Here is a 23,817-nt window from a genome sequence, read left to right on the forward strand (position 1 = left end):
AAGCTGCCACTGCCCAAAGTCCGGATCTTTCAACCAGCCAAGGCCGAATTTGCATTGAAAATCTCCGGCGAGCGAATTCCTGACCTCGCCGGGGATGGAGCAAGCGCTACATAAAGAAAAAATGACAGATTTAATATCTAAAAAATAGATCTGTCACCTTTTTTCTATTGAGATAACCAATGAACGCCACCATGTTAAATTTTGAAAAGCCACCAGCACTGCCTCCGCAGCTACATTGGGAGCATGAAAAAGAACCAGCATTATTGGAATGGACAATCCGAGCAAGAAACTACAACACTTTTGTTGCCAATTTAATGTTTTTTGCCTGCCTAATCGCCATAACAGCAGCTTCATTTTTTATATATCAAAGCATGGACGATGATCCTGTTTTCAGTGCAACATTGACCTCTCTATTTTTCATTACAGTGGGCATTTCATTAATATCAATCACCCATCAAAAAATGAATTTCGCTTACCGTCTTACCCGGTCAGGGATAGAATATTGCAAGTGGAAGGACCTCCCCAAATATACTTTCACATTTCCCAAATGGTTCTCCGGAATAACAGCAATCGCTTTCATTCTGCTGGCCGTTATTGATCCTGCTTTTTTGATAGGTGCCCTGATAGGACCGGTCGGCATGGGCTTGACTTACCTCCTGTTGATCAACTCGAAAAACTACCAAGAAATGCACACCCAACATCACCACTACGCATACAGATGGGAAGACATCACCCAACTGGCTATCGCTACAAACAGAGAAGTCGTAGATTTAAAGTACAGCGTCATTCAAGACGGCGACAACCATAAAACGAACTGGAACCTGAACATTTTCTGCGGCAACAAACAAAAAAAAACTGTAGCCAACCTGATTAAACCCTACTTATCCAAAGACGTGCCCTTCATCACCGCCAAGGTCGATGTACCGCTAAGCACTGATTGACAAAAATGCAAGCAAAACGACAAGAAAACCACAAACAATGGAATTAAAAAAACACGACCCCTTCAGAAAAACCATTAAAAAATCATAAAAAGGTGACAGATTTATTTTATAGAATAATAAATTTGTCACCTTTTTAGTACAGAAAAGCCTTAAACCTTTCTACTCAAGAAAAATCTCATAACACAGAGCCAACTTTAGCAAGTCAGAATATCAACTTCTAAAAGTTACAGAACAAGTGAAATATTTGTTTCTAAAAATAGATCAGCTACCTTTTCCTCTGCACGCACCTCTGCTCCCCTTGGAGCCTCTGATGCTGGAATCTGCTACGCATGTCTGAAGCCCTTGTATCGGAGCCGTTCGATCCGAAAAAAACGAAACGCTACCGTGCCGGAGATATCGAGCACTTTCCCTTGGGCAGCACGACCTATCTGGCACCTTTGCCGTTGCCCACTGACTCAACGCCACACAGCCCTCACGTGAGTGATCTCAACGATACGTATCTGGATTTCGGTGGCGGCAAGCCTCAAGTGTTCTCCTGGCAAATGACACTGGGTGGGCCATTTACTGCTGCGCTCTTTATTGTTTTGGGTATTCCGCTGCTGGTCGGACTCATCGTTGCGACGAGCGGTTACGCATCGAAGGACGCTTTGGAGTTCAGCTCGGATCTTTTTATTGCTACTCGAGAGCCCGCCATCTGGATGTTTCTCTCCGGCCTGGGCATCGGTCTCACCGTGTGGTTTTACAACCACAGAAAATATACCAAAGTCATACCGACCCGTTTCAACCGCCAGCGCCGGGAAGTCTGCTTCATGCCAACGGGCGCCGAGGCGCCGGTCTTCGTCCCTTGGGAATCCCTTTGCGCCTGGGTCGTCCAGGCACAAGGCGCCAGCCAATACGGGGTACGTCGCCAGTACGGCATGGGTATGGGTTTTGACCATCAAGGACAATGGGTCAGTGTTGAATTCAGGTGCGGTGGGATGCCATTGGCGATTGCCCACTGGGAAGCCGTTCGCGCGTATATGGAATACGAAGTCCACGACCTCAAAAGCATTCAAGACCCCATGGATTTGCAAGGCCCCGATGATCCGCCCCACGAAGGCATGCACACCTTGCGCAATGCCCGAGCGCGTCTGCATCGCCGTATACGTGAAAAGGAAGTCGGTTGGATTTACGCCTTTTTCTGGTATCTCTACCACGCTATGACGTTCTGGACCTTGCCCAACCTTCTTGTCGAATGGGAAGTACGTCGAATCGCAAAAGTCGGGCGTAGAGCATTGCCTGATGCCATGCGCTCCTGGTCCGAGCCGCTGCCTGAAGAACAATGGGCAAAGCCTAGCGAAGACCTTATCCGTTTGAGCGAGGAAGTTCGAGCGCTCAAGCGGCGCACACCCCAACGAGCCATTACGGAGATCTTTGCCCTGGTTTATCTGAATAAGGGAAGTGGCAAGAAACGTGCGTAGTCATGCCACTCAAGACAACAGGGCTGCACTGATGCAGCCTTGACTCAATAACTTAGAGGGTCGCCACCCTCACCTGCCTCTCCAACTCCACCTTCAACCCCGGCTCCAGCTTCAACTGCTTCGCCAGCTCATCCAGATACGCCTTCTCCATAAAGTTCTCCTCATCCACCATCATCACGCTCGCCACGTACATCTCGGCGGCCATCTCCGGCGTGCTCGCCGCGCGGGCGACGTCGGTAGGGTCGAGGGGTTTGTTGAGTTCGGCGTGGAGCCAGTGTTTGAGTTCCTGGTCGTTGTCGAGCCTGGTGAATTCGCCTTCGATCAGTTGGCGTTCGCGGTCGTCGATGTGGCCGTCGGCCTTGGCTGCGGCGACCAGGGCTTTGAGGATGGCCTGGCTGTGTTGTTCGACTTGCGCCGGTGGCAGGCGATCCAGGGTTTGCGGTTCGTTCTGCGGGGCGGTGCCTTTTTGCGCGTTCCAGTTGCCGTAGGCTTTGTAGGCGATCACGCCCAGTGCGGCGAGGCCGCCGTAAATGGCGACTTTACCGCCAACCTTGCGGGCCTTTTTACTGCCCAGCAGCAGGCCCATGGCGCCGGCCGCCAGGGCACCGCCGCCTGCGCCTGACAGCAAACCGCCAAGTGCGCCATGACTGGAGGATCCGCCAAGCAAGCTGCCCAAACCACCGGCCGCCGGTTTGTTCTGTGCCCCGCCCGCCTTGTTCTGCAGCAGATCCTGGCCGGACTTGAGGAGTTGATCGAGCAATCCACGGGTGTTCATGTTCCGCCTCCAAACAGGGGTTATCCGGATCAATAAGGCCCTCAGCCTAGTTCGAAAGTGCCCGTCGTTTGGGTGCGAGTGTGCTTCCAGATGTTGCCTGGCTCACCGCAGTCCTTCGCGAAAATAGATATACACTCGAGGCAATCTATAAAAACCGCCCACCGGGTAATCCTTCCATGATGACCTTGCGTCAGATCCGCCATTTCATCGCCGTGGCCGAGACCGGCTCGATCTCCGCCGCCGCGCAAACCGCGTTCATTTCCCAATCGACCCTGACCCTGGCCATCCAGCAACTGGAGGAAGAAATCGGCGTCAGCCTGTTCAATCGCCACGCAAAGGGCATGACGCTGACGCATCAGGGACACCAGTTCCTGCGTCAGGCGCACCTGATTCTGGCGACCGTGGACAACGCCAAACGCAGCCTGCAACAAAGCACCGATCAGGTCGCCGGACAGTTAATCGTCGGCGTGACCAGTCTGGTGGCCGGTTATTACCTGGCGGATTTGCTCACTCGTTTCCAGCGTGCGTACCCCAACGTCGAGATCCGGGTGATGGAGGACGAGCGGCCATACATCGAGCATCTGCTGGTCAGCGGCGAGATCGATGTCGGGGTGTTGATCCTCTCCAACCTCGAAGACCGCCACGCCTTGCAGACGGAAGTGCTGACCCATTCACCGCACCGTTTGTGGCTGCCGGCCCAGCATCCGCTGCTGGAACACGACAGCATCAACCTCGCCGACGTCGCCCGGGAGCCCTTGATTCAACTGAACGTCGACGAGATGGATCGCAACGCCCAACGCCTGTGGCGCGGTGCCGGGCTGCAACCGAAGATCACCCTCAGAACCGCGTCCACAGAGGCGGTGCGAAGTCTGGTCGCAGCGGGCCTGGGTGTGTCGATCCAGCCCGACATGACCTACCGCCCATGGTCATTGGAAGGCGACATCATCGAAGCCCGACCGATTGCCGACCTCAACCAGACCCTCGACGTCGGTCTGGCCTGGCGCCGTGGCACCGCACGCCCTGCGCTGGTCGACCCGTTCCTGACTGTGGCCCGCGAACAGCCCCACGGCGGACGCAAGCCATCTATTTAATCGAATGCCACCTTCAGTATTTAGAATTTGTCGACCCCGGAGCCGCGCACTAGTCTTGCTGCATCTATAAGACGGTCGGCTCCCGGAACAGGGAGCAACATGGCCATACAAGAAAAGAGATCACGGAAAATGGCTGGCGCGCAGACCCACATGCACACCGCGTTGCTGATCGACGGCGAACTGGTCGCCGGGCAAGGATTTGTCGAACCGATCCTCAACCCGGCCACCGGTGAAGTCCTGACACAGATCGCCGAAGCCAGCACCGAGCAAGTCGAAGCCGCCATCCTCGCCGCCCACCGCGCCTTTGCCGAGTGGTCACGCACGACTCCGCAACAACGCTCCAACTTGCTGCTGGAAATCGCCAGCGCCGTCGAAAAACACGCCGATCACCTCGCCCGCCTCGAAGCCCTGAACTGCGGCAAGCCGCTGCATCTGGCGCGGCAGGACGATTTGACCGCCACGGTCGATGTGTTTCGCTTTTTCGCTGGCGCCGTGCGCTGCCAGACCGGCCAGCTCAGCGGCGAATACGTGCCGGGCTACACCAGCATGGTGCGCCGCGATCCGATTGGCGTCGTCGCTTCGATTGCGCCGTGGAACTACCCGATCATGATGGCCGCGTGGAAGATCGCCCCGGCCCTCGCCGCCGGCAATACGCTGGTGTTCAAGCCGTCCGAGCACACGCCGCTGTCGATTCTGGCGCTGGCTCCGGCACTGGCCGAGATTCTGCCACGCGGGGTGATCAATATCGTCTGCGGTGGCGGCGAAGGCGTTGGCAGTCACCTGGTCGGTCATCCGAAAGTGCGCATGGTGTCGCTGACCGGCGATATCGTCACCGGCCAGAAAATCCTCCAAGCCGCCGCCAAAACCCTGAAACGCACCCACCTCGAACTCGGCGGCAAGGCCCCGGTGATCGTTTGCAACGATGCGGATCTCAAAGCTGTGGTCGAAGGCGTGCGCACTTACGGCTATTACAACGCCGGGCAGGATTGCACGGCGGCTTGCCGGATCTACGCCCAGGCCGGGATTCACGACAAATTGGTCGCCGAACTCGGCGCGGCGGTCAGCAGCCTGCGCTTCGCCGGCAAACGCGACGCCGACAACGAGATCGGCCCGCTGATCAGCACCCGTCAGCGCGACCGTGTGGCCAGTTTCGTCGAGCGCGCCCTCGGTCAGCCGCACATCGAACGAGTGACCGGTGCGGCAGTGCATTCCGGCGCCGGGTTCTTCTATCAGCCAACCCTGCTGGCGGGTTGCAAACAGAGCGATGAAATCGTCCAGCGCGAAGTGTTCGGCCCGGTGGTGACCGTGACCCGCTTCGACGAACTGGCGCAAGCGGTGGATTGGGCCAACGACTCGGAATACGGCCTCGCTTCGTCGGTGTGGACGCAGAACCTTGATAAAGCAATGCAGGTCGCCGCACGCCTGCAATACGGCTGCACCTGGATCAACAGCCATTTCATGCTGGTCAGCGAAATGCCCCACGGCGGGCTGAAACGCTCCGGCTACGGCAAAGACTTATCCAGCGATTCGCTACAGGACTACAGCGTGGTGCGGCACATCATGGCCCGCCACGGCCAGCATCTCTGACTACGCTAATAACAAGCCGACCACGGCATGCTTCACCGCGTTCACAACTGCCCCGACCATAATTTAAAGAAGAGGGTTCACCATGTTCGTGCACAAGACCGCACTGCTCAGTGCAATCACCACGGCCCTGCTGGCCAGCGCCAGCCTGCAGGCCGCCGAGCCGCTGAAAGCCGTCGGCGCCGGCGAAGGCCAGCTGGATATCGTCGCCTGGCCCGGTTACATCGAACGCGGTGAAAGCGACAAGGCCTACGACTGGGTGACCGGTTTCGAGAAAGAAACCGGCTGCAAGGTGAACGTGAAAACCGCTGCCACCTCCGACGAAATGGTCAGCCTGATGGCCAAGGGCGGTTACGACCTGGTGACCGCGTCGGGCGATGCATCGCTGCGGTTGATCGTCGGCAAGCGTGTGCAACCGATCAACACTGCGTTGATCCCGAACTGGAAAACCCTCGACCCACGCCTGAAAGACGCGCCGTGGTATGTGGTCAACAAGGAAACCTACGGCACCCCGTACCAGTGGGGCCCGAACGTGCTGATGTACAACTCCAACGTGTTCAAGACCGCGCCGACCAGCTGGAACGTGGTATTCGCCGAACAGAATCTGCCTGACGGCAAGTCGAACAAGGGCCGTGTGCAAGCCTACGACGGCCCGATCTACATCGCCGACGCGGCGCTCTACCTGAAATCCACCAAGCCTGAGCTGGGGATCAAGGATCCGTACCAGCTCACCGAAGATCAGTACAAAGCTGTGCTCGAACTGTTGCGCGCCCAGCAGAAGCTGATCCACCGCTACTGGCACGACACCACCGTGCAGATGAGCGATTTCAAGAACGAAGGCGTGGTCGCGTCCAGCGCCTGGCCGTATCAGGTCAACGGCCTGATCAACGACAAGCAACCGATCGCTTCGACCGTGCCGAAAGAAGGCGCCACCGGTTGGGCCGATACCACCATGCTGCACGCCGAGGCCAAGCACCCGAACTGCGCCTACAAGTGGATGGACTGGTCGCTGCAGCCGAAAGTCCAGGGTGATGTGGCGGCATGGTTCGGTTCGTTGCCGGCGGTTCCGGCGGCGTGTCAAGGCAGTGAGTTGCTCGGGGCCGAGGGTTGCAAGACCAACGGGTTTGATCAGTTCGACAAGATCGCTTTCTGGAAAACGCCGCAGGCTGAGGGTGGGAAGTTTGTGCCGTATAGCCGGTGGACGCAGGACTACATTGCGATTATGGGCGGTAGGTAATCGCCCACACACCGATCGTTCCCACGTCGAGGCGTCGATCCGTCTGCGTGGGAATGCATCACCGGACGCTCCGCGTCCATTCGCATGAGCTGACGCAGAGCATCACGGGCTGCATTCCCACGCAGAGCGTGGGAACGATCAATTCGAACACTGTTTTTCAGAAGTCCAGGCAGGGCCGCTGCGATGGCCCTCGCCTTTTTGGAGCACCGCACCATGACGCTTGCAGTCCAGTTCACCAACGTTTCCCGGCAGTTCGGCGAAGTGAAAGCCGTTGACCGGGTTTCCATCGATATCCAGGACGGCGAGTTCTTTTCCATGCTCGGCCCCTCCGGTTCGGGCAAGACCACGTGCCTGCGCCTGATCGCCGGGTTCGAACAACCGAGCGCTGGCTCGATCCGCATTCACGGCGCCGAAGCCGCCGGTTTGCCGCCCTATCAACGCGACGTCAACACGGTGTTTCAGGATTACGCGCTGTTCCCACACATGAACGTGCTGGACAACGTGGCCTACGGTTTGAAAGTCAAAGGCGTGAACAAGAACGAGCGCCACAAGCGCGCCGAAGAAGCGTTGGACATGGTCGCCCTCGGCGGCTACGGCGCCCGCAAACCGGTGCAGTTGTCCGGCGGCCAGCGCCAGCGTGTCGCCCTCGCCCGCGCCTTGGTCAATCGCCCGCGAGTGCTGTTGCTCGACGAACCGTTGGGCGCCCTCGACCTGAAGCTGCGCGAACAGATGCAGAGCGAACTGAAGAAGCTGCAACGCCAGCTCGGCATCACGTTCATCTTCGTCACTCACGACCAGACTGAAGCACTGTCGATGTCCGACCGTGTGGCCGTGTTCAACAAGGGTCGCATCGAGCAGGTCGACACCCCGCGCAATCTGTACATGAAACCCACCACGACGTTCGTCGCCGAATTCGTCGGTACCTCGAACGTGATTCGCGGCGATCTGGCGCGCCAGCTCAGCGGTCATCCGCAGCCGTTTTCGATCCGCCCTGAACACGTGCGTTTCGCCGAAGGCCCGCTGGCCAGTCATGAAATCGAAGTCAGCGGCCTGCTCCATGACATCCAGTATCAGGGCAGCGCCACGCGCTATGAACTGACCCTGGAAAACGGCCAGACCCTGAGCATCAGCCACGCCAACAATCAGTGGATCGACAGCAGCGCGCAACACCAGACCGGTCAGCGCATCAGCGCACGCTGGGCGCGGGAAGCGATGATTCCACTGCACGACACCGTTGCGAGCGGGGTGTGACATGACCGCCCTCGTCCTCCCTCAATCGGCGCCGTTGCGCAGGTTTTCCAACCTGCTCTATCGCAAGCCGAACCTCTATCTGTCGATGCTGCTGGTGCCGCCGCTGCTGTGGTTCGGCGCGATCTATCTGGGGTCGCTGCTGGTGCTGCTGTGGCAAGGTTTCTACACCTTCGACGACTTCACCATGGCGGTCACGCCGGACCTGACCCTGGCCAACTTCGCCGCGCTGTTTCAGCCGTCGAACTTCGACATCATCCTGCGCACCCTGAGCATGGCCGTCGTGGTGTCGGTCGCCAGCGCCATCGTCGCGTTTCCGATTGCCTACTACATGGCGCGCTACACCACCGGCAAGACCAAGGCGTTTTTCTACATCGCGGTGATGATGCCGATGTGGGCCAGTTACATCGTCAAGGCCTACGCCTGGACGCTGCTGCTGGCCAAGGGCGGTGTCGCGCAGTGGTTCGTTCAGCACCTGGGGCTGGAACCGGTTCTGCAGTTCATTCTGGGGATCCCCGGGGTGGGCGGCAGCACCTTGTCGACCTCGCACCTGGGCCGGTTCATGGTGTTCGTCTACATCTGGCTGCCGTTCATGATCCTGCCGATCCAGGCTTCGCTGGAACGCTTGCCGCCATCGCTGCTGCAAGCCTCCGCCGACCTCGGGGCGAAGCCACGTCAGACCTTTATGCAAGTGATCCTGCCGCTGTCAGTGCCGGGCATTGCCGCCGGTTCGATCTTCACGTTTTCGCTGACCTTGGGCGACTTCATCGTGCCGCAACTGGTGGGCCCGCCGGGCTACTTCGTCGGCAGCATGGTCTACGCGCAACAAGGTGCAATCGGCAACATGCCAATGGCTGCTGCATTCACGCTGGTGCCGATCGTGCTGATCGCCATTTACCTGTCCATCGTCAAACGACTGGGGGCCTTCGATGCACTCTGAAAAGGCCTCAATTGGCTTAAAAATCGCAGCCTGGGGCGGGCTGGTGTTTCTGCACTTCCCGATCCTGATCATCTTCCTTTACGCCTTCAACACTGAAGACGCAGCGTTCAGTTTTCCACCCAAAGGCTTCACGCTGCACTGGTTCAGCGTGGCGTTTTCCCGGCCGGACGTGCTGGAAGCGATCAAGCTGTCGTTGCAGATCGCAGCCATTGCCACGCTGATCGCGATGGTGCTTGGCACCCTCGCTTCGGCGGCGTTGTACCGCCGGGACTTCTTTGGCAAACAGGGCATTTCGCTGATGCTGATCCTGCCGATTGCGTTGCCGGGGATCATCACCGGGATTGCGCTGCTGGCGACCTTCAAGACACTGGGGATCGAGCCGGGGATGTTCACCATCATCGTCGGCCACGCGACCTTCTGTGTGGTGATCGTCTACAACAACGTCATCGCCCGTTTGCGCCGCACCTCCCACAGCCTGATCGAGGCGTCGATGGATCTCGGTGCCGACGGCTGGCAGACCTTCCGCTACATCATCCTGCCGAACCTCGGCTCGGCGTTGCTCGCCGGCGGCATGCTCGCGTTTGCGCTGTCGTTCGACGAAATCATCGTCACCACCTTCACCGCCGGCCACGAACGCACCTTGCCGCTGTGGTTGCTCAATCAACTGAGCCGCCCACGGGACGTGCCGGTGACCAACGTCGTGGCGATGCTGGTGATGCTGGTGACCATGCTGCCGATCCTCGGCGCCTACTACCTGACCCGGGGTGGCGAGAGCGTGGCCGGCAGCGGCGGCAAATGATTTCCCTGACCTTTCCCACCCTGAATTTGCAGTAGAAAGAGGACAACAACATGCAAACCAAACTCTTGATCAACGGCCAACTGGTCAACGGCGAAGGCCCGGCGCAACCGGTACTCAATCCGGCGCGCGGTGAAGTGCTGGTGGAAATCAACGAGGCCAGCGAAGCCCAGGTCGATGCCGCCGTGCGCGCCGCCGACAGTGCCTTCGCCGAATGGTCGCAGACCACGCCGAAAGACCGTTCGCTGTTGCTGCTCAAACTCGCCGACGCCATCGAAGCCCACGGCGAAGAACTGGCAAAACTGGAATCGGACAACTGCGGCAAACCCTACAGCGCTGCGCTGAACGACGAGATCCCGGCGATAGCCGACGTGTTCCGTTTCTTCGCCGGCGCCAGCCGTTGCATGAGCGGTTCGGCCGGCGGCGAATACCTGCCCGGTCACACCTCGATGATCCGCCGCGACCCGGTGGGCGTGATCGCCTCCATTGCGCCGTGGAACTACCCGTTGATGATGGTCGCCTGGAAAATCGCCCCGGCCCTCGCCGCCGGTAATACCGTGGTGCTCAAGCCGTCGGAACAAACCCCGCTGACCGCGTTGCGTCTGGCCGAACTGGCGTCGGATATTTTCCCGGCCGGTGTGCTCAATCTGGTGTTTGGTCGTGGGCCGAGCGTGGGCAGTCCGCTGGTGACCCATCCGAAAGTGCGCATGGTGTCGCTGACCGGCTCCATCGCCACCGGCTCGAACATCATTTCCAGCACCGCCGACAGCGTCAAACGCATGCACATGGAACTGGGCGGCAAGGCCCCGGTGATCATCTTCGACGATGCCGACATTGATGCTGCGGTCGAAGGTATTCGCACGTTCGGCTTCTACAACGCCGGCCAGGATTGCACTGCCGCGTGCCGGATCTACGCCCAGCAAGGCATCTACGACAAGTTCGTCGAGAAGCTCGGCGCAGCGGTCAGCAGCATCAAGTACGGCTTGCAGGATGATCCGTCGACCGAACTCGGGCCGCTGATCACCGCCCAGCATCGCGACCGCGTGGCCGGGTTTGTCGAACGCGCCGTGGCGCAACCGCACATTCGCTTGATCACCGGTGGCAAGGCTGTGGACGGCAACGGTTTCTTCTTCGAGCCGACCGTGCTGGCCGATGCACAGCAGGACGACGAGATCGTCCGTCGCGAAGTGTTCGGGCCGGTGGTGTCGGTGACCAAATTCACCGATGAAGCCCAGGCGCTGGAATGGGCCAACGATTCGGACTACGGCCTCGCTTCCTCTGTGTGGACGGCGGATGTAGGGCGCGCCCATCGCCTGTCCGCCCGTTTGCAGTACGGCTGCACCTGGGTGAATACGCACTTCATGCTTGTCAGCGAAATGCCTCATGGCGGTCAGAAACTATCCGGCTACGGCAAGGACATGTCCATGTACGGGCTAGAGGACTACACCACGGTTCGGCATGTGATGTTCAAACACTAAAAGCATTCCCCCGGTTTCAAGGCAGAAACCGGTCATCCGCATCACCAGGCATTCAAAACAATAACTACCGATCCGGGCGGCGCTCACCAGGCCCCGCCACGGTTTCGGCCATCCGAAATCTGCCGATTTCACGGAGCAAACACACATGAGTGCATCACCCGATCTCTCAGCCGCCGTTGCCGACAGCGATGCCGAACAACTGCGCCAACTGGGCTACACCTCCAACTTCAACCGCAGCATGAGCCTGTGGGAAAACTTCGCGCTGGGCTTCACTTATCTGTCACCGGTCGTAGGGGTTTATACCCTGTTCGGCCTGTGCCTGGCCGCTGGCGGGCCGCCGATGTTCTGGGCCTATTTGCTGGTCGGTTGCGGTCAATTGCTGGTGTGCCTGATCTTCGGCGAAGTGGTGTCGCAGTTCCCGATTTCCGGTGGTGTTTATCCTTGGGCGCGGCGTCTGGTGGGCAAGAAATGGGCGTGGATGGTCGGCTGGATCTACTCCATCGCCCTGTGCGTGACCATCGCCGCCGTTGCGGTCGGCGCCGGCCCGTACCTCGCCGCCATGCTGGGGTTTGAGCCGAGCAACAACACCAACATCGTCATCGCCCTGGTGCTGACGCTGTTCGCCACGCTGGTGAACCTCAGCGGCACCAAGGTGCTGGCGCGGATCGCCATGTTCGGCTTCCTCTGTGAACTGGTGGGTGCGGTGATCGTCGGCGTGTACCTGCTGATTTTCGAGCGCCACCAACCGATCAGCGTGCTGTTCAACACTTTCGACATCAGTGTCGATGGCTCCTATCTTCCGGCGTTTCTCACCGCGTCGCTGGCGGGGATGTTCCTCTACTACGGCTTCGAGGCCTGCGGCGACGTGGCCGAAGAAACCCCGAACCCGAGCAAGAAAATCCCGGTGGCCATGCGCATGACCATCTACATCGGCGGCATCGCTGCGATGTTCGCTTGCCTGGCGCTGATCCTCGCCGTGCCGGACATGCAAGCGGTGATCAACGGCACCGACAAGGACCCGGTCACCACCATCCTCAACAACGCCTTCGGCCCGGTCGGTTCGAAAGTGGTGATGGGCGTGGTGATGATTTCCTTCATCTCCTGCGTCATCAGCCTGCAAGCGGCGGCGAGTCGTCTGCTGTACTCCTACGCTCGCGATGAAATGGTCATCGGTAGCCGACTGCTGAAAAAGATTTCTCCTACGACCCAAGTGCCGGTTGCTGCGCTGTTCGTGTCCGGCGTCCTGCCCGGCCTGATCATCGCCCTCGGATTCTTCCTGCAAGACGCCGTGGCCACCATCGTCAGCTTCGCCGCCATCGGCATCTACCTCGCGTTCCAGATGATCGTCCTCGCCGCCCTGTACGCCCGCAGCAAAGGCTGGAAACCGAGCGGCAAATTCACCCTCGGCGCCAGGGGCTGGCCGGTGAACATCGGCGCGCTGGTGTACGGCGTCGGCGCAATCATCAACATGGCCTGGCCACGCACGCCGGATGCGGCGTGGTACATCAATTACGCGATGGTGCTGAGCACGGCGATCGTGATTGGTCTGGGGTTGATTTACATGTGGATTGGCAAGCCGTATGACCACGGCAAAGCGCCGGCGGGAGACGCCTGGTCAATTTGATTTCGCAGTGCTTTTCGGCGAGATTACCCGTCGCGTCGAAAGGCACCGAATTCAAAATTTCAAGGAAGTCACACATGCAGATCAGCCAAGGGCAACGGTTGCCGTTATCAAAGATTCTTCAAGGACGCGCACTGACGCTCTCGATCAGGATCGACGCCGCGCAAGTGATCGACTTCGTCTGCTTCGGCGTCGATGCGCAAGGCAAGCTTTCGGATGACCGCTACATGGTCTTTTTCAATCAACCGAGTACGCCCTGCGCCAGCATCAGGATCACCGATGGCGGCCGCTTCGCCATCAACCTCGATTCGCTCCCGGCATCGATCGAGCGTCTGGTGTTCACAGCCTCAATCGACGGCGCTGGCGCGATGAAGGACATTCGCGCCAGCAGCTTCGAAGTGCTCAGCCCGGTCGGCGAGACGCTTGCAACTTGCCCGTTCTCGGGGGCCGATTTCACTGGCGAGAAGGCGATCATGGTCGCCGATCTGTATCGCAAGGACGGTGAGTGGCGCATCGCGGCCAACCTGCAAGGTTATGCCGAAGGTCTGGATGCGCTGGTTCGACATTTTGGTGGTGAAATTGCTGAAGAAGCCCCACCGGCGCCGATATCAGCGAAGGTCTCTCTGGAGAAACGCGTCGGCGATGCTGCCCCGCAATTGGTCAGCCTGGCCAAGAAAGCGCAAGTCAGCCTGGAGAAAGCCAACCTCACTGAAACCAAAGCCCGCGTGGTGTTGGTGCTCGACGCAACCGGCTCGATGAACGGCCAGTATTCCCGTGGCCGGGTGCAGGAAGTGCTCAACCGGGTCATCCCGCTGGCCGTATCGTTCGATGAAGACGGCGAACTGGAATGCTGGGCATTCGCCGAGAAACCACTGCAACTCTCCCCCGTCACGCTCAGCAACTATGAGCGTTTCATCGACACCGACAGCCAAGGCTGGAAGAAATGGAATGTCGGCGGTCGCTTCAACGATGAACCGCGAGTCATCGAAAAAGTATTGGCATCGTTTCAGCAGTCCGATGAGCAGACGCCGATGTTCGTGATTTTCATCAGTGACGGCGGCGTGTCGAAAAACCGCGAAATTACCAAACTGATGGTAGACGCTGCCAAGCAGGGGATTTTCTGGCAGTTCGTCGGCATCGGCGGCTCCAACTACGGCATCCTGGAAAAGCTCGACACCCTGAGTGGACGTGTGGTCGACAACTGCGGCTTCTTCGCACTGGATGACTTGCACGACATCAGCGAAGAACAGCTGTACGACAAGTTGATGGCTGAATTCCCCTCCTGGCTCAAGGAAGCCAAAGCCAAAAACATCATTCGCTGATCGACGAAACGCTCAACACCTCAGGCACATCGCAAACGCGGTGTACTGCACGTTATCCACGGAATAGGGATCTCAATTGAATCAGTCACTCAAGCCCGGTGAAAACACCAATCTCAGCCTCGCCCAAGGGCGGGTCGTGGTTACGCACGCGGCAGGCGCCAATCTGGACGTCAATCTGACCGCGTTTCTGCTTAGCGACACCGGCAAGGTGCTGGATGACAGCGGCATGGTGTTCTTCAACGTTCCTGAACATCCGTCCGGCGCAGCTACGTTTGCAGCGCCGGTGGTTCAGGGAAGTGTGATCAGTCACAGCATCAGTTTCGATCTGGCGCGCCTGCCGGCCAACATCACGAAAGTTGCCATCACCCTGACGCAAGACGGCAGTGCCGGCGGGTTTGAAGCGGTCAAGGACCTGCGAGCCACGGTGATTGCCGGTGCTCAAGTACTGGAATTGGCTCCCGAGCCTTTCGCCAAAGAAACCGGGATCATCGTCCTCGATTTGTACGTGCGCAATGGCCAGTTCAAGGCGCGTTCGGTATGGCAGGGTTTCGCTTCGGGTTTGGCGGGGCTGTGTGGTTTGTATGGTGTTGAAGTCGAAGAAGAAGCGCCACCTCCGCCACCGGCCAAAGCCGTCAGCATGCAAAAGTCGCTGATTACCCTCGACAAGGTCGGCAGCAGCCACAAGGTTTCGCTGGAAAAAGGCCCGTCCGCACCAAAAGTCATTCGCGTCAGTGCCACTTGGGTGGATAACGGTGACGACTGCGACAACGACGACCTCGATCTGCGCATCGGCATCCTGCGCCCTGATGGGCGGATGTCGATCATCCAGGCACCGGACAAACGTGGCGAGTTCGATCTCGATCCTTACGTGTTCCACACCGGCGATGTAATGAGCGCGAGCGCCGGCGAACCGGCGGTGGAGACCGTCGACATCAACCCGGCGATCTCGCAGCTCATGGGCGGTAAAGTGGCGCTGGTGTGCAGCGTGTACTCAGCGGTCGATAATGGTGCGGTGTCGGTGGCCTCGCTGAAACCGAAAATGCGCATGGAATACGGCAACCAGGTCGTCGAGTGCGCTTTCGAATTCCCCGAAGATCATGATGATGAGGATGAGGACTACAGCGACATGATCTACACCTATGTGATCGGTCTGATCGAAATCGACCAAGAGCACATCGTGCTCAGCCCGTCCGGCGCCACCTCCGAGTCTTGCAGCGAAGCCACGCCGTGGCTGACCCGCACCGGCGAAAAGCTCAAGCTCACAATGGATGGCCCCGAAGTGTTCAAGGGCGAGCCACTGCAAAACAGCGGTTCGAAACGCTACGTTTGAGCCAGCCACTCTGACTGCCCGCGCTGCAACTTTGCTCCGCGGGCATCACACTCAGTCCAGCACCGAGAGCTCCATTGGCAGCACCGGCGTAAAACGAGCTGAACGATCAAGCTTGACCCGTGCGCCGTACGCGTTGAGCGTGGCCGCCGGGTCAATTGCTTCCAACTGATCGAAGTCCAGTGAGTCCCACTGCGATCGTGTTACCAATGCGGAGATCACATAATGTTCTTCGCTCACACCGTTCGCGGCGTTATTACGCTGGATGTAGCCAGACGCCAATACCTTGTCGATCCCCGGTAGCAAAGCAAACACTTCGCCAATTACCCGAAACAGCGAGCCATGGCACAGCGCAACAAAGTCACGCCGCACCTGTGCATCTGTGCGGTTCTTGAATGTCAGCTTGCCATTGCCCCGCGCCTCCGCAACGCGCCGTGGCACGTCCCCCTCATCCGGTAGATCCACATCAAGTGCGACGCCGGTGACGTCCTGCGAGAACGCGTAAGTGACCTGAGTTTCCTTCGGCCAGGCAATTCCGCTCAACACGTAATTCAATGCCTTCTCCATCTGGGCACTAAAGCCGCGCGCGGCGAGCCGAAAGGTTTTTTCAATCTCGCCGCGCTCAAATTCGTGGGCATCCCGAGTCGCCTGCCAACGATTCAGATCCTCAACATATTGCCGCTGCGCTGCGTCCGCATCACGCGCCATCTTGCCGCTGCGCAGCAACATTCGGTCCATCAGGCCTGGGGCTTTCTGCGCTGGTTGCTGCGGCTCCTCGATGGCAAACGGCGCGGGGATCAGCGGCATCGACCCAGGGCGCGGCGTGCTCAGGTGCACACCGAGGCAGTCTTCAAGATCGCGATTGATTTTTTCCGCGGCTTTCTCCAGTAACGCCTGAATTGAGTCCGCACGCTCCGACTTCACACGCTTGATGATTGCGGGGGACAACTCGTTGTCATCCATGTCGGTAATCAGCAGCAAACCCTGGTCGCTGACCTTGACCTTCAACTGGCCAGCGTAATCGCCGGCGTTGCCAGTAGCCTGGGGATCAGCGGCACGCGACGGCCGATCAATGCGCTCGCGACAGGACAAGCCGGTACCGGGTAAACCGGCATTCAAGAAAGTGCCGTTGCGCGCCATGGTGAGACTCAGGCCGCGCGGACCAATCGAGGTGCTGACGCCCGAACCGCTGATGTTGAGGCGAACGCCGGGAATGATCGTAATGCGTTTGGAGAAACGAAACCCCATGAACAGCTCCTTGATCCTGAAAAGCCGGGACATCTATCCCGGCCAGCGCTCTGCAGTTCAGGTTCGGCCGGCGATGTAGTCGTCGATCGAAGAGAACTGCCGGTTACGACACATCCAGCCAGAAAGGAAAACGAACGCCGTCGTTGCAAATACCGCCCATCCCCGGCGGCGACGTGCGTCTTGCCGGGTACGCGCACCGCCACACAGCAGCAACGCCATCATCAGGAAATAAAAGGTCAGCAAGGCGATTTTGGCAAACAGCGAGAGCAGGAAAAACAGTGACACGCCATTGCTGCGGTAGGTTTGAATGATCACTTGCAGCGACATCAGGCCTGCCAGCACGCAAGCGGCAATCAGCGCGTAATTCTTCGGAATCTCCAGCCAGACGCTAAATACAAAATAAGACCCGATACCCAGAATCGGCGTGATGCTGGTGAAAAGCGCATCGGTGTAGTCCTGATAGATCGTCATCGAGCCACGTCGGTGTAGCCAGATGCAGATCAGCAACAACACCGCCATGCAGAACAGGGCGATCTTCAGATACAGAACGGCCCGATGATTATCCTGCGCGTTACTGTTTGCCGGGACAGGACTTGCCACCGCTGGTACTTGAGCAGTCGCAGCAGGTACACGCGGTTCAGCACGTTTGATATCGCTGGTGGGTGCCGGTCTGGCGGACTGCGGTATCGCGCCGGAGAGTTGATTGAGTCGCTGCGACATTGATGTGCTCAGGCAACTGTCGGTTACGCAGTTATCGCGCAAGCGCAGCCATTCACGTTGCTCGATACGAACCTGATTACGGTTAGCCGCAGAATCCAGCGCACGCACGTATTGCGAGTTCAGCTGTTCATCGAGAAGACTCAGTGCAGTATCGGCACAAATGGATTTTTCCGCGAAGCTCACCGCTTTGGCGCAGTCGAAACTGGTGGCATGGGAGTGCAATGAAATAAATGCGAGCACCAGAGCAATACTGATGCTTATGCTTGAGCGAAACATGATCGAGTCCTTTCTTGTTGTTTGTACTGCCCGACCAAGGGTCTCTGAACTACACCTGAGTCGGGGGGAGAATGCGCTCGCCTCAAGTACCAGGTGATTGCAGGAAGGTAGTGCCGTTCCATGTGAATTTTTGCGTGCTTTCGACACTTGGACAGCAGTTGGCATCGTCCGGGCCGACGCTGAGCATTTTCACTGCGAGGGTTTGCGGCGCGATGACTTCAACGCTTTGCACACCTGATCCCACGACCAGTTTTGCGCGGTGAATCCAGCCCTGAGGTGTCGCGTAAAACGTCGCCAGCGACTGGAAGTAGCCATTGCCACCCCCCTGCCCTTCAAGGGTGTAAAGCACCACCGCGTCGTTGGTTCCGTCACCGTTCAGATCGGTCAAAATGATTTGTCGGGCGTCCTTGTACTCATCACCGCCGTCCTGTGCGATTTCGCTGGCGATTTCACGGTCAATCGCAGCTTCGAGCAACGCGGTGACAGCAGCAACATCAGGCGCTGCCGGCGGAGTCTCTACAGGAGCTGCAGCGACAGGTTGTTCGGTGATTGCCTGGCGTTGCGCGACCGGATTGGAATCGCTGATCTTCTTCAGTACGGCAGCCTTGAGTGCCAGCATGTCCGATTCGAGAAATAGCTGGTTTCGCGTATCGCCGAACGGCTGAGCGTCGCCCAGTACCCAGCGAGCGAAGATTCCCGGACGTTTCTTTTCCTGGCGATCGACCAGGTCGTCGATCACTTCGTTGGCCGCTTTGGCAAAGCGTTCATAGCTATCCTGGCCAACGGCTTTGATCAACGTATCCTTCTCGCGCGCCACGTTTCTGCGAGCCAGTTCGAGCATGATGATGTTGGTGTCGACCAATTTGCTTTCGCATTCGTTGGTGTAGTTGCCGAAGCAATTCTGCCGGTATTCCTGAACAGCATTATTGGCTTTGAAGTCGTCGTAAGCGCCACAGCCTGACAAGGCTGCCAATACACCAACTGCCATGACCCCGCGAAGCAGTCCCATTGAAAAAATCCTTATCAGTGCCTCATCCTGCTGAACTGCCCGTTTGATCCGAGGCAGTCGCGCTTGGCGAAATGGTTGTACATAAGTTCAATAACCAGCGAATTGCTGGTTCGTGGAAATTCTGCAGACAAGAAAAAGCCCCCGGCAAACGCCGGGGGCTCTCGCAACCCTTTCGGGTTAGCCGATGTTTACGCCGTGCTCTTTAGCCAACGGCGCCAGTCCGCCAGCGAAGCCCTGGCCGATGGCCTTGAACTTGAACTCTTCGCCGTTGCGATACAGCTCGCCGAAGATCATCGCGGTTTCGGTCGAAGCGTCTTCGCTCAGGTCGAAGCGTGCCAGCTCTTTACCGTCAGCTTTGTTGACGACGCGGATGTAGGCGTTTTGCACTTGGCCGAAGCTCTGCTTGCGCGCGTCCGAATCGTGGATGGTTACAGCGAATACCAGCTTCTTCACTGCTTGCGCCAGGCCGGTCAGTTTGACGGTGACTTGTTCGTCATCGCCATCGCCTGCACCCGACTTGTTGTCGCCCATGTGCTCGACCGAGCCATCAGCAGACTTTTTGTTGTTGTAGAAAATGAAGCTGTTGTCGTCGAGCACTTTGCCGGATTCGCCAACGATGAATATCGAAGCGTCGAGGTCGAATTCGGTGCCGTCGGTGACGCGTGGGTCCCAGCCCAGGCCAACGATAACTTCAGACAGGCCTGGAGCTTCTTTGGACAGGCTGACATTGCCACCCTTGCTCAGTGATACCGCCATGTTCAAATTCCTCTTGGTTGTGGTGAGTCAGGCCCTGAATTCAGGGCCTTGCAAATCAATTGGCAAGATGCCGAACCTTAGAAGTTCAGACCGAAAGAGTTGGCAACAGCCTTCAGGCCGCCAGCGTAACCCTGGCCAACAGCGCGGAATTTCCACTCGCCACCGTTGCGATACAGCTCAGCGAAAATCATCGCGGTTTCGGTGGAAGCGTCTTCAGCCAGGTCATAGCGAACGACTTCGGCGCTGGATACTTCGTTGACCACACGAATGAACGATCCACCGACCTGGCCAAAGCTTTGTTTGCGGGCTTCGGCGTCATGGATGGTTACGACAAACACGACTTTTTCGACGTCGGCCGGAACACGGCTCAGGTCAACTTTCAGCACTTCGTCGTCGCCGTCGCCAGCGCCGGTACGGTTGTCACCCGTGTGCTCAACCGAACCGTCCGCACTCTTCAACTGGTTGTAGAAAATGAAATCTGCGTCGCTGCGAACCTTGCCGCTGGCGCCTACCAGAAACGCGCTGGCGTCCAGGTCAAATTCCGCGCCGTCGGTAGCGCGCGGGTCCCAGCCCAGGCCAACCAGAATCCTGGTCAGGCTCGGGTCGGTTTTGGTAAGGGACAGGTTGCCACCTTTTTGAAGTGTCAAAGCCATCGGTACATCTCCTTGTGGTTGATGCTGCTACTCAATTGTTTTCGGTTTGGGTTTCTTCCTGACCCGGCAAGATCAGGCTCGCCACTACGCCGATTGCCAGGACCACCATGACAATCAACAAGCTGGTATTCGCGTCAATGGTGTAGCCGTGGTGGAACATGTGGTCGGTGGCGTTCAGGCCAAGTTTCACTGCGATGAAGAACAACAGTGCAATCACCGATTTTTCCAGATGGACCAGGTAGCGTTTCAGCGCTTCGAGCACGAAGTACATGGTTCGCAGGCCAAGAATCGCGAACAGCATCGCCGAGTAGACGATCAGCGGTTCACGGCTGACAGCGATCACTGCCGGCACCGAGTCGAACGCGAAAAGGATATCGGACACTTCCGCGACCACCAGGCACAGGAACAGCGGCGTGGCGAACAGCGTGCCTTTGGCGGCCAGGGTCATGCCCTGGTTTTCCGGTTTCTGCAGCTCACCTTCGAGCACCTTGCGGGTCACGAAGAAATTGTGGCCGTACAGTTTTGGCCACACCGGGAACAGCTTCTGCGCGAAGCGATACGCCATGTGCTTGGAGTAGTCTTCTTCCTCGTCATCGTCCCCGCCGGCGCGCAACATCATCACGGCCGTCCACGCAACGATCACCGCGAAGACAATTTCCACCCACGGCCCGAAAGCCAGCAGGCCGGTGCCGATCGCGACGAACACGCCACGGAACACGATGGCGCCGATGATGCCCCAGTACAGAACGCGGTGACGCAGGCCATCCGGCACCTTGAACCAGGCGAAGATCGCCATGAAGACAAACAGGTTGTCGACACTCAGGACTTTTTCCAGCGCATAACCGGTGACGAACAGACTGGCCACTTCAGGGCCGTGCTGCACGTACAGGAAACCTGCGAACGCCAGCGAAATCGCGATCCAGAATATCGACCAGATCGAGGCCTTCATCAGCGAAATAGGCTTGCCTCCACGGTGCGTGACCATGTCCAGCAGCAGGGCGCCAAGCGCCAGCCCTACAAACACCGCCATGGTCAGCGGGGGAAATCCGATTTGCGTTTCCACAGGTACCGCTCCTTAAAGATCAAAATCAGCCGGGTTCAGACCCAGCTCGGCGCAGATCAAACGGCACGCCGCTTTTTCCTTGTCATCGAACGTGCCGTCCGATGCGCCGATGGAACAGGCAACACGCACCAACAGGCGAGCAGCACCCGGGTCGCTCTTGATCTTGCCGATGACTTTCAGTGCTTCCGCCTGACCGATCTGGAAGTCGAACTCGAACTTCTCGCAATGCGCCGAGAAGGACTTGATCACGTCTGCCGTGTTGAACACTTTCAATTCAGGCGAGATATTGATGAAGCCGATCATCTTCTGCTTTTCCGCCGAAGAGATATCGCCATCCGCTGCGGAGACGATGGCGCAGCTGGCCGTCATCGCTTCCATGAACTTCTGGTTCTTGAATTTACCGACTTCAGTTGTCAGTTTGTCGCGAGCCGCCGTCGCGTTTTCTTTAAGCCATGCGAGCATGTCAAATCTCCTTAAGGGGCGGGACCGGGAGGCCCCGCCATCCGTATTATTTCGAGCCGGCGCGCCAGCTCATGCCCCAGCCATAAGCCTTGTCGACTGCCGAATGACCACGATGGAAGTCGACGCGGCGCGAAACCTTCACCGCCCCGTCAACGTTCTCGAGCATGGCAATCGCACACATGCCTTCGCGGCCACCTTCTTCATTGAGGCGAACCTCGATGTCCGGCTGGCCGGGGATGTAGATGGTCACGATGCCGTCAGTCTCTTTCCAGTTCGGCGCGCCTTCGTAGATGAAGGCGAAGATCAGAATGCGTTTGACCTCGCCCCACTTCGCGCCGTTGATGTGCATCCACTCGCCACCGGCAACCGAGCCGGTGCGATCATCGCCCTTGAGCTGGATGTACGGCGCGCCACTCAGGCTGCCGAAGCAGTTGCCCAAGGCCTGCACCACGCCCTTTTCGCCGTCCTGCAGTTCGTACAGGCAGCCAACGTCAAGGTCGACGGATTTGTTGCGGCTGAAGAAGCCACCGCCGCTGCCCTTGTTCCAGTTCAGGTTGACCTTGATTTCGCCGAAACCGCTGGCGGTTTTCTCCAGGCTGATCGACGAGCGAGTCTTGTCGAGCGTGATCTTGCTCAGACTGATCGTCGATTTCGCGGGCGCAGGCACCGGTGCCGGGGCTGGTGCAGGCGGAACGGGCGCAGGCGTCGGTGCAGCGGACGGAGCCGCGATTTCAACACCAAAATGCTTGGCCAGGGGCTCCAGACCGCCGTTGAAACCTTGCGCGACACAGCGGAATTTCCACTCACCCTGGCGACGATAAAACTCGCCAAGGATCAACGCAGTTTCCTTCATCCCGGCAGTTGGCAACTGAGCCTCGATGCCGCCCGAGACTGCCACGGACAAGTGCGAGACGCGCTCGAAACTGGCCTTGTTCTCATGGATCGTCGCCGACAGCGCGACTTTCTCGACCGCCGTTTCAAGACGACTCAGATCGACAGTGAATACCGCACGCCCGGCTGTCGCCTCGGTCATCTGCAACACACCGCCGAGCACACTGCTCTGGCCATAGAAGCACATGTCGCCATCGCCACGGACTTTACCCGAAGCGTTCAGGACGAAAGCCGACACATCAATGTCGACGCCCGGAATTGGCGTGTAGTTGATATCCACGCGAAGCTGGCCGCAGGCAACCGGCGCATTACCACCAGGTACGAGAGCGGCCATCAGCTCAGCGCCTGCACGGCCAGATTGACCAGGTCGTCAGCGGTTCGCCCACGAGTGGTTTCGCCGATGGCCTTGAATTCCCAATCGGAACCTTGGCGCGACAGGCTCGCCATCACGATGCCGGTATGACCGCCCTTCTCGGACAGGTTGAAACGCGCCAGTTCCGATTTGTTGCTGGCATTGACGATGCGGCAGTAGGCTTTTTCGACTTTGTCGAAGTTCTGCCCGGTGAAGCTGTTCACGGTGAAGATCAGATGCTTGACGGCGGCCGGCAGACGCGACAGATCAACGTGGATAGTTTCGTCATCACCATCGCCTTCACCGGTACGGTTGTCGCCAGAGTGCTGAATCGAACCGTCCTGCGACTTCAACTGACGGAACCAGACCAGGTCGATCACTTGCAGATTTTCGTCGAGCAGGATGCACGAAGCGTCCAGATCGATCTCTCCGCCGCTGCCCATCAGCTTGCCGAGAAAACCTGCTTTCACCGGGTCCCAACCCAGGCCAAGGCTGATGCGGGTCAACGCGCTGCCGGCCGTTTTTTCCAGAGAAATGCTTTGCTGTTTGCTCAGGGTAAGTGCCATC

At 58.3% G+C, this 23,817-nt stretch carries 22 protein-coding genes; 12 read left to right on the plus strand and 10 right to left on the minus strand.

All coding sequences use genetic code 11. The features are described 5' to 3' along the window. Positions 1 to 191: 191 nt before the first annotated feature. On the plus strand, positions 192 to 941 hold the full coding sequence (locus AC07N4_RS09380; protein WP_493065535.1) for a hypothetical protein: 750 nt from the start codon (positions 192 to 194) through the stop codon (positions 939 to 941). A 329-nt stretch (positions 942 to 1,270) separates the two neighbouring features. Then, positions 1,271 to 2,401 (plus strand): hypothetical protein, encoded by a 1,131-nt coding sequence (locus AC07N4_RS09385; RefSeq protein ID WP_493065340.1) that lies wholly within the window; start codon positions 1,271 to 1,273, stop codon positions 2,399 to 2,401. Between the two features lie 52 nt (positions 2,402 to 2,453). Here the strand turns inward: AC07N4_RS09385 and AC07N4_RS09390 are convergent, their stop codons facing one another. Further along, positions 2,454 to 3,176, minus strand: a complete 723-nt coding sequence (locus tag AC07N4_RS09390) for a tellurite resistance TerB family protein (protein WP_493065339.1) — start codon at positions 3,174 to 3,176, stop codon at positions 2,454 to 2,456. Between the two features lie 176 nt (positions 3,177 to 3,352). On the opposite strand from AC07N4_RS09390, the gene AC07N4_RS09395 reads away from it, so the two are divergent. The 10 genes from AC07N4_RS09395 (at position 3,353) to AC07N4_RS09440 (ending at position 15,823) form a co-directional block, all read left to right on the plus strand. Continuing rightward, the gene (locus AC07N4_RS09395) at positions 3,353 to 4,267 is read left to right on the plus strand and encodes a LysR family transcriptional regulator (protein ID WP_007954670.1); all 915 of its coding nucleotides are present in this window, start codon (positions 3,353 to 3,355) and stop codon (positions 4,265 to 4,267) included. Positions 4,268 to 4,366: 99 nt separating this feature from the next. Continuing rightward, positions 4,367 to 5,854 (plus strand): gamma-aminobutyraldehyde dehydrogenase, encoded by a 1,488-nt coding sequence (locus tag AC07N4_RS09400; protein ID WP_096819316.1) that lies wholly within the window; start codon positions 4,367 to 4,369, stop codon positions 5,852 to 5,854. 82 nt (positions 5,855 to 5,936) lie between these two features. After that, positions 5,937 to 7,088 carry a putative ABC transporter substrate-binding protein YdcS gene (ydcS, locus tag AC07N4_RS09405; protein ID WP_273538119.1) on the plus strand — a complete coding sequence of 384 codons (1,152 nt, stop codon included), beginning with the start codon at positions 5,937 to 5,939 and terminating at the stop codon, positions 7,086 to 7,088. A gap of 213 nt (positions 7,089 to 7,301) precedes the next feature. Then, positions 7,302 to 8,339, plus strand: a complete 1,038-nt coding sequence (locus AC07N4_RS09410; RefSeq protein WP_096819314.1) for an ABC transporter ATP-binding protein — start codon at positions 7,302 to 7,304, stop codon at positions 8,337 to 8,339. Position 8,340: 1 nt separating this feature from the next. Beyond that, a complete protein-coding gene (locus AC07N4_RS09415; protein ID WP_493065338.1) occupies positions 8,341 to 9,276 on the plus strand; it encodes an ABC transporter permease in 936 nt (311 codons plus the stop codon). Beyond that, on the plus strand, positions 9,266 to 10,075 hold the full coding sequence (locus AC07N4_RS09420; RefSeq protein ID WP_085647770.1) for an ABC transporter permease: 810 nt from the start codon (positions 9,266 to 9,268) through the stop codon (positions 10,073 to 10,075). The genes AC07N4_RS09415 and AC07N4_RS09420 overlap by 11 nt, the downstream gene beginning before the upstream one ends. A gap of 50 nt (positions 10,076 to 10,125) precedes the next feature. Further along, positions 10,126 to 11,550: a gamma-aminobutyraldehyde dehydrogenase gene (locus AC07N4_RS09425; protein ID WP_493065337.1), complete on the plus strand. Its 1,425-nt coding sequence runs from the start codon at positions 10,126 to 10,128 to the stop codon at positions 11,548 to 11,550. Between the two features lie 145 nt (positions 11,551 to 11,695). Further along, positions 11,696 to 13,174: an APC family permease gene (locus tag AC07N4_RS09430; protein WP_493065336.1), complete on the plus strand. Its 1,479-nt coding sequence runs from the start codon at positions 11,696 to 11,698 to the stop codon at positions 13,172 to 13,174. Positions 13,175 to 13,248: 74 nt separating this feature from the next. Further along, positions 13,249 to 14,493: a VWA domain-containing protein gene (locus AC07N4_RS09435; protein WP_102619553.1), complete on the plus strand. Its 1,245-nt coding sequence runs from the start codon at positions 13,249 to 13,251 to the stop codon at positions 14,491 to 14,493. A gap of 76 nt (positions 14,494 to 14,569) precedes the next feature. Continuing rightward, entirely contained in the window at positions 14,570 to 15,823 is a 1,254-nt protein-coding gene (locus AC07N4_RS09440; RefSeq protein ID WP_493065335.1) for a TerD family protein, read from the plus strand. A gap of 51 nt (positions 15,824 to 15,874) precedes the next feature. Here AC07N4_RS09440 and AC07N4_RS09445 read toward each other — a convergent pair whose 3' ends face one another. The 9 genes from AC07N4_RS09445 to AC07N4_RS09485 all read right to left on the minus strand — a co-directional run bounded on the left by AC07N4_RS09445 (position 15,875) and on the right by AC07N4_RS09485 (position 23,816). Then, positions 15,875 to 17,068: a DUF4236 domain-containing protein gene (locus AC07N4_RS09445; protein ID WP_493065334.1), complete on the minus strand. Its 1,194-nt coding sequence runs from the start codon at positions 17,066 to 17,068 to the stop codon at positions 15,875 to 15,877. A gap of 57 nt (positions 17,069 to 17,125) precedes the next feature. Beyond that, positions 17,126 to 18,064 (minus strand): lysozyme inhibitor LprI family protein, encoded by a 939-nt coding sequence (locus AC07N4_RS09450; protein ID WP_493065333.1) that lies wholly within the window; start codon positions 18,062 to 18,064, stop codon positions 17,126 to 17,128. An 82-nt stretch (positions 18,065 to 18,146) separates the two neighbouring features. Continuing rightward, positions 18,147 to 19,073, minus strand: coding sequence for a hypothetical protein (locus AC07N4_RS09455; RefSeq protein ID WP_493065332.1), 927 nt, complete (start codon positions 19,071 to 19,073; stop codon positions 18,147 to 18,149). Positions 19,074 to 19,250: 177 nt separating this feature from the next. Next, complete coding sequence (locus AC07N4_RS09460; RefSeq protein WP_192559876.1) at positions 19,251 to 19,829, minus strand: TerD family protein; 579 nt, start codon at positions 19,827 to 19,829, stop codon at positions 19,251 to 19,253. Between the two features lie 77 nt (positions 19,830 to 19,906). Continuing rightward, entirely contained in the window at positions 19,907 to 20,482 is a 576-nt protein-coding gene (locus AC07N4_RS09465) for a TerD family protein (RefSeq protein WP_096819294.1), read from the minus strand. Between the two features lie 31 nt (positions 20,483 to 20,513). Next, positions 20,514 to 21,512 (minus strand): TerC/Alx family metal homeostasis membrane protein, encoded by a 999-nt coding sequence (locus tag AC07N4_RS09470; protein ID WP_096819328.1) that lies wholly within the window; start codon positions 21,510 to 21,512, stop codon positions 20,514 to 20,516. Between the two features lie 45 nt (positions 21,513 to 21,557). Next, positions 21,558 to 22,007 (minus strand): tellurite resistance TerB family protein, encoded by a 450-nt coding sequence (locus AC07N4_RS09475; protein ID WP_273539525.1) that lies wholly within the window; start codon positions 22,005 to 22,007, stop codon positions 21,558 to 21,560. Between the two features lie 46 nt (positions 22,008 to 22,053). Continuing rightward, positions 22,054 to 23,232 (minus strand): TerD family protein, encoded by a 1,179-nt coding sequence (locus AC07N4_RS09480; protein WP_096819290.1) that lies wholly within the window; start codon positions 23,230 to 23,232, stop codon positions 22,054 to 22,056. Beyond that, positions 23,232 to 23,816, minus strand: coding sequence for a TerD family protein (locus AC07N4_RS09485; protein ID WP_493065331.1), 585 nt, complete (start codon positions 23,814 to 23,816; stop codon positions 23,232 to 23,234). Before AC07N4_RS09485 ends, AC07N4_RS09480 begins: the two co-directional genes overlap by 1 nt. Between the last annotated feature and the right edge of the window lies 1 nt (position 23,817).

Source organism: Pseudomonas sp. GW821-FHT09E04 (assembly GCF_059416185.1).

Coding starts and splice junctions, on each gene's coding strand:
- AC07N4_RS09380 (WP_493065535.1), top strand. CDS start 192: ATGTTAAATTTTGAAAAGCCACCAGCACTGCCTCCGCAGCTACATTGG.
- AC07N4_RS09385 (WP_493065340.1), top strand. CDS start 1,271: ATGTCTGAAGCCCTTGTATCGGAGCCGTTCGATCCGAAAAAAACGAAA.
- AC07N4_RS09390 (WP_493065339.1), bottom strand. CDS start 3,176: ATGAACACCCGTGGATTGCTCGATCAACTCCTCAAGTCCGGCCAGGAT.
- AC07N4_RS09395 (WP_007954670.1), top strand. CDS start 3,353: ATGATGACCTTGCGTCAGATCCGCCATTTCATCGCCGTGGCCGAGACC.
- AC07N4_RS09400 (WP_096819316.1), top strand. CDS start 4,367: ATGGCCATACAAGAAAAGAGATCACGGAAAATGGCTGGCGCGCAGACC.
- ydcS (WP_273538119.1), top strand. CDS start 5,937: ATGTTCGTGCACAAGACCGCACTGCTCAGTGCAATCACCACGGCCCTG.
- AC07N4_RS09410 (WP_096819314.1), top strand. CDS start 7,302: ATGACGCTTGCAGTCCAGTTCACCAACGTTTCCCGGCAGTTCGGCGAA.
- AC07N4_RS09415 (WP_493065338.1), top strand. CDS start 8,341: ATGACCGCCCTCGTCCTCCCTCAATCGGCGCCGTTGCGCAGGTTTTCC.
- AC07N4_RS09420 (WP_085647770.1), top strand. CDS start 9,266: ATGCACTCTGAAAAGGCCTCAATTGGCTTAAAAATCGCAGCCTGGGGC.
- AC07N4_RS09425 (WP_493065337.1), top strand. CDS start 10,126: ATGCAAACCAAACTCTTGATCAACGGCCAACTGGTCAACGGCGAAGGC.
- AC07N4_RS09430 (WP_493065336.1), top strand. CDS start 11,696: ATGAGTGCATCACCCGATCTCTCAGCCGCCGTTGCCGACAGCGATGCC.
- AC07N4_RS09435 (WP_102619553.1), top strand. CDS start 13,249: ATGCAGATCAGCCAAGGGCAACGGTTGCCGTTATCAAAGATTCTTCAA.
- AC07N4_RS09445 (WP_493065334.1), bottom strand. CDS start 17,068: ATGGGGTTTCGTTTCTCCAAACGCATTACGATCATTCCCGGCGTTCGC.
- AC07N4_RS09450 (WP_493065333.1), bottom strand. CDS start 18,064: ATGTTTCGCTCAAGCATAAGCATCAGTATTGCTCTGGTGCTCGCATTT.
- AC07N4_RS09455 (WP_493065332.1), bottom strand. CDS start 19,073: ATGGGACTGCTTCGCGGGGTCATGGCAGTTGGTGTATTGGCAGCCTTG.
- AC07N4_RS09460 (WP_192559876.1), bottom strand. CDS start 19,829: ATGGCGGTATCACTGAGCAAGGGTGGCAATGTCAGCCTGTCCAAAGAA.
- AC07N4_RS09465 (WP_096819294.1), bottom strand. CDS start 20,482: ATGGCTTTGACACTTCAAAAAGGTGGCAACCTGTCCCTTACCAAAACC.
- AC07N4_RS09470 (WP_096819328.1), bottom strand. CDS start 21,512: ATGGCGGTGTTTGTAGGGCTGGCGCTTGGCGCCCTGCTGCTGGACATG.
- AC07N4_RS09475 (WP_273539525.1), bottom strand. CDS start 22,007: ATGCTCGCATGGCTTAAAGAAAACGCGACGGCGGCTCGCGACAAACTG.
- AC07N4_RS09480 (WP_096819290.1), bottom strand. CDS start 23,232: ATGGCCGCTCTCGTACCTGGTGGTAATGCGCCGGTTGCCTGCGGCCAG.
- AC07N4_RS09485 (WP_493065331.1), bottom strand. CDS start 23,816: ATGGCACTTACCCTGAGCAAACAGCAAAGCATTTCTCTGGAAAAAACG.